The organism is Corynebacterium provencense, from assembly GCA_900049755.1.
Taxonomy (GTDB): Bacteria; Actinomycetota; Actinomycetes; order Mycobacteriales; family Mycobacteriaceae; genus Corynebacterium; species Corynebacterium neomassiliense.
Window position 1 is genome coordinate 697,827 of record LT160592.1, and the last position, 10,126, is coordinate 707,952.

Here is a 10,126-nt window from a genome sequence, read left to right on the forward strand (position 1 = left end):
GCCGCCGTACATGGGCAGTGCAGGACCATTGGAAAAAGCAACGCCGTCCCGGTTCCGGACACATGGTCCGGTGCGGGACGGCGTAAGTGCGGTGGCAGTTCCGGAGAACCGGACCACCGCGAACAGCCGGTACGGGGCACAGGCCCCGCCCAGTCAGCGCTTCGAGTACTGGGGAGCGCGACGGGCCTTGTGCAGACCAGCCTTCTTGCGCTCGACGGCACGGGCGTCACGGGTGAGGAAGCCGGCCTTCTTCAGGGCAGCCCGCTCCTCCGGGTTGTACTTGTTCAGGGCACGGGCGATGGCCAGACGCATGGCGCCCGCCTGACCGGAGGGTCCGCCACCCTTGAGGTTGACCTGGAAGTCGAACTGGTTCTCACGGTCCAGGAGGACCAGAGGAGCCTTGATCAGCTGCTGGTGCAGCTTGTTCGGGAAGTAGTCCTCCAGGGTACGGCCGTTGCAGGTGAACTGGCCGGAACCGGCGACCATGCGGACGCGGACGACTGCTTCCTTGCGGCGGCCGACAGTCTGGATCGGGCCTTCGTAGAGGTCGGCGACGACCGGAGCGGCCTCGTCGAACTCCTCGACCTCGGCGACGGAGTCACCGATGGTGGCGACGAACTCCTCGCTCACGGCTTCAGCGGCCTCGTAGTTCTCGTTGTCGCTCACTGGGCCACCTTCTTGATCTCGTAGGTCTCGGGCTGCTGAGCGGCGAACGGGTGCTCTGCACCCGCGTACACGCGCAGCTTCTTCACGGACTGGCGGGAGAGACGGTTGTGCGGCATCATGCCGGTGATCGCCTCTGCCACGACACGCTCCGGGTGCAGCTCCAGGGAGCGACCCAGGGACATGGTCTTCAGTCCGCCCGGGTATCCGGAGTGGCGGTAACGGAACTCACGGTCACGCTTGTTGGCCGAGATGGCGACCTTGTCGGCGTTGATGATGATCACATTGTCGCCGCAGTCGGTGTTCGGGGCGTAGATGGCCTTGCCCTTGCCGCGCAGCAGGTTCGCTGCATGGGTGGCGAGACGACCCAGAACCACGTCAGTGGCGTCGATGACATACCACTTACGGGTGATGTCACCGCTCTTCGGGTGGAAAGTAGTCACATGGACTCCTTGTTCTTCGTGGAGCTGCCGGCCCTGCCCTGACCGGGTGCGCCCCGGTCACGTCCGCGGCGGCCGGTTGGGACCCGCGGACCGGCCACACGAGTGCACGTCATGACGCGCACCGGTGTGACCGCAACCCTGGAAATGGTACCGGAGCTGCCGTTGAGGCCCAAATTCCGGTCAGGCCCAGCTGTTCGCCGCGCTTGTGTTGATCTGACTCATCCGCGAGTTGGCGTCCTCAACTGCCCTCGCCACAGACTGCAGCACCGTGTTGAGTTCCGCGGCCGCGTTGTCCCACCTGCGTTGGGCGTCCTGGTATGCGGCGGAGGATTCCCCCTCCCATTCCGCAGTCATCGGCGCAATATCTGATTTGAGCTGGTCAAGTGTGCTGTTGATGTTGCTGCTCGTGGTGCGGATGTCCACCGACGCCTGAGCGATGGTTGCGAAATTGTACTGGGACTTATTGTTGTCGCAGGTCGCGGTTCCGCCGCAGGTCAGAGTGCCGCGCGGTGGGCGTGTGGGGCGTGCTGAGCGTGCTGGGCGCGACGCCGTGCGGGATATTTGCGGGATGGGAGACGAGAAGAGGCCCCCACCGTCCGGGGACAGTGGGGGCCGTGTGGGGAGCGTCAGGGGGGGGTGCGCCGGTCACAGATCAGGGTCCCGGCGGCGCTCAACCCACGGGATCATCGTAGCGGGAGGGCGGGGTGCGGGGGTGTGACAAACGCCACAAAGAATCTTCACTACTACAGTTGCTGAAGTACCGCACCCCCTGTAGCATATGGGTATCAGCAAGAGAGAGGGAAAGACCCTCCCGAGAAAGGACACCATGGCACACTCCATCCCCACCCCCACTGAGACCGTCGTGCTCGCCGCCTACCGCCTGGTCAATGCCCGACGTGCCCTCGATGAGGCGACCACTGCCGCCGCTGCAGCGAAGGCGGACCCCGCCCTGTCCACTGCCGAGAAGGTGGACGCCGTCCACCGGCGCACCGTCGCCGAGTCCGACTGGGAGGACGCCCACGGCTGCTACTGGCAGGCCACCGCCCGCGAAGACATCGATCCGGACATCCTCGCCGACCTCGACACGGCCGTCCGGAATCCGGAGCGCCCACGACTGCTCACCGCTGCCGCCAAGGCCGCCCGTCAGGCGGTGGCATGATGACCGACCTGCCCCTCGACCTGGACCTCATGCCCGACACCATCGCCGACCGGGACGACATCGAGCCGAAGATCCGCGAAGCACTGGCGGACGCCCCGGCGCACACCACGGTGGACCTGCCCGGGCTGACCCTCACCCTCGACTACTGCTCCTACCCTGACGGCACACCGATCTGGGACAAGCCCCTCAACGGCAAGCTGGGAGGGGTGCGGGCCACCCGCGCCGACGGGGAGGTCCTGGACCTGTCCATCGACGGGCAGACCTGGGACGAGCTTGCCGACGCCCTGGTGACTTTCATGGAGGAGTGGCCGGCCATCCTCGGCTCACGGCTCACCGTCGCACGGGACGCTGCGAGACGCCGGAAGCGGCTCACTGACGAGCTGAATCTCGCCAAGGCTGCGGAGCGTGAGGCGGTCATCGCCGCACACAAAGCAGGTGCGACCGGGTACAGGCTGGCGAAGATCACCGGCATGTCGCAGGCGACCATAGGCACATGGACGCGAAAAAAGGCCCCCCAGTCCGGGGACTAGGGGGCCGACCCCACGCGAGTGGGGAGCAGATCCGTCCTGACAAGGACACCGGATCATCCCCACCAAGGTGGGGACCTAGGGGGCACCCTACCGTGGCCGTCTTGCGGCGTCCACATCAGGGCGGATCAGGTCAGGGATCGGGGGGAGCCACGCCGGCCTGTCGGGTCCCAGGTGCTCGTCCGCCGCATCTTCCCGCTCCGCAATGTGCGACACTGCCACACCGTGGCGCATGTCCAGGTCAGTGATCCGCTCCGCCTGTCGGGTGAGCTGCCGCTCCGACTCGGTGAGCCGCAGCCCCTGGTCATCCACCCGGCGCTGCAGAGATGTGACCGTCTCCCCCTGGGTCTCCATCGCCGATCGCACCACCCCCACCGCCGCCTCCGCCGCCTGCACCGCGGCGCTCCGCTGGTCAGCCTCGGCGGCGATCCGCGGCGGGGACGGGGCCACCATATATGTGTGGGGGGGGGGGGGAGCCAAAAACCGGCCCCTAAGAGACACCCCAGGGCTTTTCTTTTATGCACACCGAGCGTTATATAGCTCCGCTGGTCAGCCTCGGCGGCGATCCGGGCGGCCACCAGCTCCTGCTGCTCCTTACGGATCCGCCACAACCCGCCGATCACGCCGACGACCGCGGTGGCCAATGCAGCAATCAACGCCCCGTCCATGATCACCTCCGGTAGTAGTCGCCAACACTCTGGGAATCCGCAGATGGGTACTCCCCCCGCTCCTCAGCCCGTATCGCCTGCACGACACTGTCGGGGAGAGAGGTCACCACCTCCCGGACCGCGTTGAGAGCATCGACGGACGTGGCGACCTCGGAGGACGTGGCCTTATCGTCGGACCCCTCGTGGGTTTTCGAAGCTGCGAGGAGGGACACAGCGGCGGTGAGGATCTCCGCCCACTGGTCGGCCAGACCGTCAATGTCCCCGGCGTCGATCCAGCCACGGGCGCCGGCGACCACGGCGGCAGCGAACACGACCAGGTAGATGATCTTCCGCCACAACCAGGCCGGAACTTTACTCACCTGCAGCCTCCTTGATCTCAGGGTTGACCTCAGCCGAAGCGTCGATGACCCGCTGAATCGCACGGGCAGCATCGTCACGGTTCATCGTCGATGTGTCGAGAGAGAGGCTCTTGGTCGACAGGGATCCGACGATCCCAGAATCGGAGACCAGGGACCCGCGCCAGCCCTGAGTGCAGTACGCGAGTGAGGTCTGGAAGACACCGGGGACGCTGATCTGAGGCCACGCGGACAGGTGGAAGTACGCGTCCTCGAGGTTCGTGTTCCATGGGTGGACGGATGGGGCGTACTGGGCTGCCGACTGCACGCGGGAGACGAGGACTGTTGGGGCAGACCACACACCGTCGGGCCGGTCGGCGGTCAGTGCGACAGACCCGGCAACGGTGTCAGCGTAGGTCAGGACGATCTTCCCTGCGATGCGCTGGACGTTGAGTTCACCGATGAAGCCCCCGGGGGTGAGAGGCTGGAGGATGGGGGTCGGAGTGATGTTCTTTCCCCATTCCCACCGGTCGCCGGTCCATCCCCAGTACTCCCATTCGGTGTCGGTGAAGCAGTTGTTGTAGTGAGCTCTGCGCAGGTAGACGCCGTCAGCTTCGGTGCCGACACCGGTCTTGCGCCCCTCACGGGAGCCGAAGACGTACAGGTTGTCGTCATTCGGCATCATGAGGAACGAAGCGTTCTGGAAGAACTTCCCGCGAGCATCCCACACGTCCCACTCGTACAAGCGGTTCAGATTGTCGCGGTAGCGGCCGACCTGCCAGGTGTCAGCGTTCGGCTCGTCAGACCAGAACCAGGCGTTGCTGATGGTCCAGCACATTGCCTGAGTCGGGTTGGAGAGCCATTCACGGACCCGGAAACCCATGGCGAAGTACCGGCCGTCCGGGACCTGGATAGCGTCGTTCGGGATGACTGTGAACGCGTCGAAGTTCCCGGAGTTGACCTGGCCGACGTTGGCGCCAACGTGCCGGTAGGGGAAGATCTCTTTCGCCCTTCCGCCAGTGTTCGGCGCTCCTGCGAAGTTGTCCCATACCGCACCACGAGTGAGGAAGTCCCGGTTGGATGTGCGCCCGAGCACCGGTGACCTCCACTGGTCACCACCGGCCGGTGTGGCACCGTGCGGGTCGGGCTTGTTGAACGTGTCGCCGAAGAGTCCACCGACCCAGGCCCCTTTACCGCCGGTGAACAGGTAGCCCAGATCTGTTCCCTTCACCTGGAACTTGTCGGTCGGTTTGGTGTCACCGGATGCGAGGCCACCGTACCCGGCCGACGTGTGGATGAGAGTGCTCAAGTCAACTCCTCGTGAAAGTGGTTCGTACAGCTTTCACTGTCCCTTGCAGTGGGGGGTGCTCGCTCGGTGTGCGACATGCGCCGCTACCTGCACAGTTCTTCTATCATCAGCCCCACAGGTAACACACAGTTCGAGTGCTCCGCTTGAGGAAAATGGACACCCACTATCCCCACCATGGAAGGACACACCATGCGCTTCACCCGCTCCCTAGCCGCATTAGCGGTCACCGTGGCAGCAATCGCCGGCACAGGAACCGCGGCCGCAGAGACTAGACCATCACTGCCCGCCCCAGGAACCCAGGACAGTGAAACAGCGTTCTGGGGGGAACGTCCCGCCGACGCTACTGTGCTGGTCACCCCGTACCGGGATGGGAAACCGCTCCGGTGCCTATCCCGGGCTGACCACACGAGCGACTGCTGGCAACAGCGACCAGACGGGCAGTGGACCTCCCTGCTCAGCCTCGGACCGGTGCTGGTCTACCCGGTGTGGGAGGACCCAGCGTCACTACTGAGCTTCATCCCTCCACTGCCGGATTTCTCCCACCTGCCGTCACTCCTGGGAAGTCGGTAGCTTCTGGAGGATGGCTTTAATGTCGGAGACGTCATGCTTGATCTGCTTGACGTCCTCGACGAGCGTCATTCCATCGAACCACCCGGTGAAGCTTGGCGTCCCGTCTGGCTCTTTCTCGGGGCCGGCAAGCTTGTCGAGGGCGAGCTCGATCCGTCGACTGTCACTGATCTGTGCCACGGGCGCAGATGGTGCGGTGTGGCGAATTCCACTGAACAGGGCTTCGAGGTCGGTCCTGGTCCCGCGGTATGCGTTGATGTCGACGGATTTTCCAGCGACCTGCGCCTGAGACCCGAATTGCAGCAGGTCGGGTTTCCGGTCGCCGAGGGGGTAGGACCATCCGGGGTGATTGTCTCCACCATCACCGGCATACAGGGACTTCGGCGGTCCGACGAGATTTCGCCCGTAGTTGGACACCCACAGGCATCCGAGACCGTCCATGCTGGGCTCCCCGCCGGGCATGCGCTCCCAGTACCATGCTCCGGTGTAGATGCCGGGGACACGGTAGCCGCGTCGGGTGAGCTCGTCGCGGGCTGCGCGCACATCGGCGCCCGTCAGGGTCTTCTCGCCGGTCTCCTTGTTCACTGATTCGACGTCGATCCACACCCCGAGGTCTTTCCTCCCCCCGAGTTGCCGGTCGATCACATCGACCTGCTGGGAGATTGTGGTCCCCTCTGACGGGGCACGGAGGTACCAGTACGTGGCCGCCAGCAGGCCAGCGGTCTCCGCGTCATCGAGATGACTCCGGAACACTGGATCCGCGTAGGTGCCGTCGCACAGGCGGATGATGGCGAACGTCATGCCCTCCGCCTTGGCCTGCGCCAGGCTCATGCCGTCCTGCCACTGGGACACGTCGACGCCGAAGATTGTCATGGAACCTCCCGTAGTAGATGGTTTCTCCCCTGGTGGAGTGGCGCCCGCCAGCCATGCGGCGGGGTCGCGGTGCTGTCCGCCGGTCCTGCCGGGTGGCCCCCACACCTCGAAATGTAGGTGCGGTCCGGTGGTCTGCCCCTCATTGCCGGACACGCCGATTTGCTGTCCTGCGGTCACCCGGTCTCCCGCTCTGACGAGGATCCCGGGGTGGTGGACGTGGCCGTAGATCAGGTCCACGCCTGCTGATTCCTGGCAGTCGATCCAGATCCAGGAGCCGAAGCCGGAGACGCTGCCCTGTGCTCGGTCTTTGCCCTGCACGACTATTCCGTCTGCTGCCGCGTAGATCGGAGTGCCCACCGCGCAGGCGAGGTCCAGGCCGGCGTGGAAGGTCCCCCACCGGGTGCCGTAGCCGCTGGACACGGTGTAGGTGCCGGGTTTCATCGGGTGAGTGACCATGGCGTCATCATCTCCGTCCTGTCATGGTTGCTGCCCGCACTGCGACGTTTTCACCAGCTGCGGAATCGGATCCACGCCCGGCCGGGAGCTCCGTCGCCGCCCTTTTTCGCGCCGAAGAGGAACGCCCCCCGCCCCGGTCCGCCGCCCCCGCCGGGTGGGTTGCCGGCTGCTTCGATGGTCGGTTGCTCACCCCCGCTGGTGAACGTCGTGCTGTCCGGCTGCCCGTAGCCGTACCCCTCGGGGACGGTGAGGGTGGTCGGTCCCGGGGACTTGCCGGCCGCCCCACCGGTGCCGGTTCCGCCGGCCCCGCCGGTACCGGTGGCGACCACTTCACCGTTGACGGCCGCTGTGGTGTCGCCACCGGCCGCCCCCGGTGAGTTGGGGCCACCGGCGCCCCCGACACCGCCCTGTCCGATTGTGACCACGATAGGGGTGCCCGCTGCGATGTCCCGGCCGAGCAGCTGTTTCCACTGCCCGGCGGCGCCACCGTTACCGTGGGCGTTCGCGTTGTTGCCTCCCGACCCGCCACCGCCGGCCCCGAGCATGACGAAGTCGATGTAGGCAGCCCACGCCGGGACGGTGAGGGTGGTGGTGGCAGTGATCTCCTGCCACTCCCGCGCTGCCCGCCATATCTCGTCGGTGCCCAGACACACGGCTGCCGCCGGGGACGTGCCAACCATGATCTGTGAGGGGGCGGTGGTGCCGAGAAACAGGCCCATCAGGACATCACCAGGGTTATCTGGTTGGCAGGTGCGGACGTGGGCCGGGTGGTGGACGTGACCACAGTGAACGCGCCACTGACGTAGTTTCCGTCGACGTACGACTTGCTCACAGCGTCAGTGGCAGTCTGTGGGATGTGCGGTACGGTGACCTGCCCCGAGGTGCCACGGCGTACGATCTTGCCGCCGGTGGCAGGCACCGCGACATCCGACTGCGGGACCAGTGTCGACGTGTCGACGGCCGGGCCTTGATCGCCCTTCGGGCCTTTGATCGACCCCTGCGGTGTCCAAGCCATGATCCCCCCTAGTCCAGCTTGTAGACGGTGCCGGATGTCGTGTCGAGGTACATGTCGCCCGTGATCGCACCGCTCACCGTGCCGGGGGTGCCTGCGCCGGTGAACCACTGCGAACCACGGGCACCGGTATCGCCCTTCTCCCCCGTCGCGCCCTTCTCCCCGGCAGGGCCCCGCTCGCCGGCAGGGCCCTGGAGCCCCTGGATACCCTGCGGCCCCTCGGCGCCGCGAGGACCCTGCGGGCCGCGGAAGTCGACAGCCGGCGCCCACGAATCGCCGGCCCAGACGTGGAGCTTGCCATCATCCTGCGTGATGTACGCCTTACCAGCATCTGCGCTGGTCAGGCCCGTAGGCAGCGCAGCTTCGCTCGCCACAGAGCCGGTGATGCTGATGCCTTTACCGTCGGCGCCGTCCTCGCCGCGCTCGCCCTGCGGTCCCTGCGGNGCCCGTAGCCCCAAGTAAGGCCCGTGGACCCAGAGCGGATGTAGCTGGCTCTGATACACATCTAAATGTGTATAAGAGACAACCCTGGATGCCCTGCTCGCCCTGGAGCCCCTGCGGCCCCTCCGGGCCGCGCTCACCTGCGGGCCCACGCTCGCCAGGGTCACCCTTCGGCCCCTTAATCGACCCAGTCTGCACCCACGCCATAGTCTTCTCCTACCTGATCATCCTGCCGTCGGCGTCAGCCTCCAGCTCGTAAATTGTCCCTGTCAGCACGTCCAGCCACGTGTCACCAGGCTTCGCACCCTCGATGTACTCAGGCGGTGCCCCCTGCCCGTGCCACTGCACCGGGCCACCAGACACCGGCCCCGGCTCCCCAGGCGGCCCGGCAGGCCCGATCGGGCCCATCGGCCCCGCCGTCGGCACCAGCATCACCTGATCAACCACCAGCGGATCCGCTCTCCTACTCACAGCACCCTCCTCACTACGTGCCCCTCGGTCAACACCGTCCACACGCCACCGGTTTTCACACGGACCACCACCGGCGTCCGGTCAGGGATCCGATCCGTCTCGTCGGCGGGGATCACCAGCTCTGCCCCCTCCGGAGACAGGGCGAACCTCCGGACCTCACCCCCGACCAGGGCCTCCATGCCCTGCACGTCACCACCATGTCGGAGTGAAAGTCTCAGATCCTCGTCGGGGCGGATGACCGGATCCCACCGGTACGGGGACCACTGAAGACCCCGCACGTCACACCTCACTCACCGGGTAGTTCACGTGGAAAGTCCATGTGCCCACCGGGTAGCCGCCCAGGATGTAGGGCACGCCGGTGCCGGGGCCGCCGTTCGGCGTCTGACACACGTAGGGAGCAAGCCGCGTGTCCCCGATCGTCGGGTTCGTCCATAGCATGCCGCGCGTCCAGCCCCTCTTGATCAGCATCTCCGCGTGCCAGTCGTAGGACCCGTCACCGCCGTACCCGGTGGTGTACAGGTGACCCATGCTCCACGTGTCCTCCTGCCATGACGCACACGCCAACGGCAGATCGACGGTCATCTGCCCATCGCCCCAGGTCGCTCCGGTGGACCCGGCGCGGATGTAGACATACCCATCCAGCATCCCGTCCACCACGCGGTACCGGGCGCTCACTTCGGAGCCATTGCCATGACCTGCGACGGTGCCACCGCTGGTCCCGTTCACCGCACTGTTGCCATAGAAGCGCAGAGTCGGCGTCCACATGCGCCACGGATTCGAGTCCGTGCCCACCGCACGCCACGTACCGTCATTATCCAGCCGCTTCGTGTACGTGCCCTGGTCCGTGGAAATCATTGCCCCGGGTCGCAGATCCAGCCACGCCGGGGTATCCAGCGCCGCCTGTGACACACGAATCGGGCCACCATCACCACCCCACATCCGGTAATCGCGGAACACCCCAGCCGCAGAAGTGCCAGCATCACGCCTGACCTGGCAAATCAGCGCGTCGTACATAACCCCGGGGATGCGATTGATCATGGCGGGGTTCGGTGTCCCAGAAGTCTGCAACGAGCTCGAGGCCACATGCACGAGCTGTGCCGTCCCCGCAGACCAGTCCACCCGCAGCAGTACCACACCCCACCTTGAGCCAGAGGACACCGAAGGCACGGACACCGTGTTCGTGCCCGTCAGAGTTACACGTG

Annotated in this window: 15 protein-coding genes; 2 read left to right on the plus strand and 13 right to left on the minus strand. The window is 66.0% G+C overall.

Translation table 11 applies throughout. From position 1 onward, the window contains the following. Positions 1–153 precede the first annotated feature (153 nt). From rpsI to BN3906_RS03090, 3 genes are all read right to left on the minus strand, one after another. A complete protein-coding gene (rpsI, locus tag BN3906_RS03080) occupies positions 154–666 on the minus strand; it encodes a 30S ribosomal protein S9 (protein ID WP_066583910.1) in 513 nt (170 codons plus the stop codon). Next, positions 663–1,106: a 50S ribosomal protein L13 gene (rplM, locus tag BN3906_RS03085; protein ID WP_066583912.1), complete on the minus strand. Its 444-nt coding sequence runs from the start codon at positions 1,104–1,106 to the stop codon at positions 663–665. The genes rpsI and rplM overlap by 4 nt, the downstream gene beginning before the upstream one ends. A 180-nt stretch (positions 1,107–1,286) precedes the next feature. Beyond that, positions 1,287–1,604, minus strand: a complete 318-nt coding sequence (locus BN3906_RS03090) for a WXG100 family type VII secretion target (protein ID WP_066583915.1) — start codon at positions 1,602–1,604, stop codon at positions 1,287–1,289. Positions 1,605–1,932: 328 nt separating this feature from the next. Between BN3906_RS03090 and BN3906_RS03095 the strand changes: the two genes are divergently transcribed. Beyond that, positions 1,933–2,265 (plus strand): hypothetical protein, encoded by a 333-nt coding sequence (locus tag BN3906_RS03095; protein ID WP_147592707.1) that lies wholly within the window; start codon positions 1,933–1,935, stop codon positions 2,263–2,265. Then, a complete protein-coding gene (locus BN3906_RS03100) occupies positions 2,262–2,795 on the plus strand; it encodes a hypothetical protein (protein WP_147592709.1) in 534 nt (177 codons plus the stop codon). The genes BN3906_RS03095 and BN3906_RS03100 overlap by 4 nt, the downstream gene beginning before the upstream one ends. 87 nt (positions 2,796–2,882) lie before the next feature. On the opposite strand, the gene BN3906_RS03105 is transcribed toward BN3906_RS03100, so the two are convergent. The 10 genes from BN3906_RS03105 to BN3906_RS03150 all read right to left on the minus strand — a co-directional run bounded on the left by BN3906_RS03105 (position 2,883) and on the right by BN3906_RS03150 (position 9,962). Beyond that, on the minus strand, positions 2,883–3,242 hold the full coding sequence (locus BN3906_RS03105; RefSeq protein WP_147592711.1) for a hypothetical protein: 360 nt from the start codon (positions 3,240–3,242) through the stop codon (positions 2,883–2,885). Between the two features lie 220 nt (positions 3,243–3,462). Further along, positions 3,463–3,819 carry a hypothetical protein gene (locus BN3906_RS03110; RefSeq protein WP_066583930.1) on the minus strand — a complete coding sequence of 119 codons (357 nt, stop codon included), beginning with the start codon at positions 3,817–3,819 and terminating at the stop codon, positions 3,463–3,465. Beyond that, positions 3,812–5,104 (minus strand): DUF4185 domain-containing protein, encoded by a 1,293-nt coding sequence (locus BN3906_RS03115; protein ID WP_066583933.1) that lies wholly within the window; start codon positions 5,102–5,104, stop codon positions 3,812–3,814. Before BN3906_RS03115 ends, BN3906_RS03110 begins: the two co-directional genes overlap by 8 nt. 549 nt (positions 5,105–5,653) lie before the next feature. After that, positions 5,654–7,000 (minus strand): peptidoglycan DD-metalloendopeptidase family protein, encoded by a 1,347-nt coding sequence (locus tag BN3906_RS03120; RefSeq protein WP_066583936.1) that lies wholly within the window; start codon positions 6,998–7,000, stop codon positions 5,654–5,656. Positions 7,001–7,050: 50 nt separating this feature from the next. Beyond that, a complete protein-coding gene (locus BN3906_RS03125) occupies positions 7,051–7,719 on the minus strand; it encodes a glycine-rich domain-containing protein (protein WP_066583938.1) in 669 nt (222 codons plus the stop codon). Beyond that, positions 7,719–8,015: a hypothetical protein gene (locus BN3906_RS03130; protein WP_066583939.1), complete on the minus strand. Its 297-nt coding sequence runs from the start codon at positions 8,013–8,015 to the stop codon at positions 7,719–7,721. The genes BN3906_RS03125 and BN3906_RS03130 overlap by 1 nt, the downstream gene beginning before the upstream one ends. An 8-nt stretch (positions 8,016–8,023) precedes the next feature. Further along, positions 8,024–8,386: a collagen-like protein gene (locus BN3906_RS14975; protein WP_147592714.1), complete on the minus strand. Its 363-nt coding sequence runs from the start codon at positions 8,384–8,386 to the stop codon at positions 8,024–8,026. Between the two features lie 283 nt (positions 8,387–8,669). Next, entirely contained in the window at positions 8,670–8,924 is a 255-nt protein-coding gene (locus BN3906_RS03140) for a hypothetical protein (protein ID WP_066583943.1), read from the minus strand. Then, positions 8,921–9,103 carry a hypothetical protein gene (locus BN3906_RS14350; RefSeq protein ID WP_147592716.1) on the minus strand — a complete coding sequence of 61 codons (183 nt, stop codon included), beginning with the start codon at positions 9,101–9,103 and terminating at the stop codon, positions 8,921–8,923. Before BN3906_RS14350 ends, BN3906_RS03140 begins: the two co-directional genes overlap by 4 nt. Positions 9,104–9,203: 100 nt before the next feature. Beyond that, positions 9,204–9,962, minus strand: coding sequence for a hypothetical protein (locus tag BN3906_RS03150; RefSeq protein ID WP_147592718.1), 759 nt, complete (start codon positions 9,960–9,962; stop codon positions 9,204–9,206). Positions 9,963–10,126: the final 164 nt, after the last annotated feature.

What these genes read in the sequence shown, in the direction of transcription:
- BN3906_RS03100 (WP_147592709.1), top strand. Translation starts at nt 2,262, where the DNA reads ATGATGACCGACCTGCCCCTCGACCTGGACCTCATGCCCGACACCATC.
- BN3906_RS03130 (WP_066583939.1), bottom strand. Translation starts at nt 8,015, where the DNA reads ATGGCTTGGACACCGCAGGGGTCGATCAAAGGCCCGAAGGGCGATCAA.
- BN3906_RS03125 (WP_066583938.1), bottom strand. Translation starts at nt 7,719, where the DNA reads ATGGGCCTGTTTCTCGGCACCACCGCCCCCTCACAGATCATGGTTGGC.
- BN3906_RS03120 (WP_066583936.1), bottom strand. Translation starts at nt 7,000, where the DNA reads ATGGTCACTCACCCGATGAAACCCGGCACCTACACCGTGTCCAGCGGC.
- BN3906_RS03095 (WP_147592707.1), top strand. Translation starts at nt 1,933, where the DNA reads ATGGCACACTCCATCCCCACCCCCACTGAGACCGTCGTGCTCGCCGCC.
- BN3906_RS03150 (WP_147592718.1), bottom strand. Translation starts at nt 9,962, where the DNA reads ATGATCAATCGCATCCCCGGGGTTATGTACGACGCGCTGATTTGCCAG.
- BN3906_RS14350 (WP_147592716.1), bottom strand. Translation starts at nt 9,103, where the DNA reads ATGGAGGCCCTGGTCGGGGGTGAGGTCCGGAGGTTCGCCCTGTCTCCG.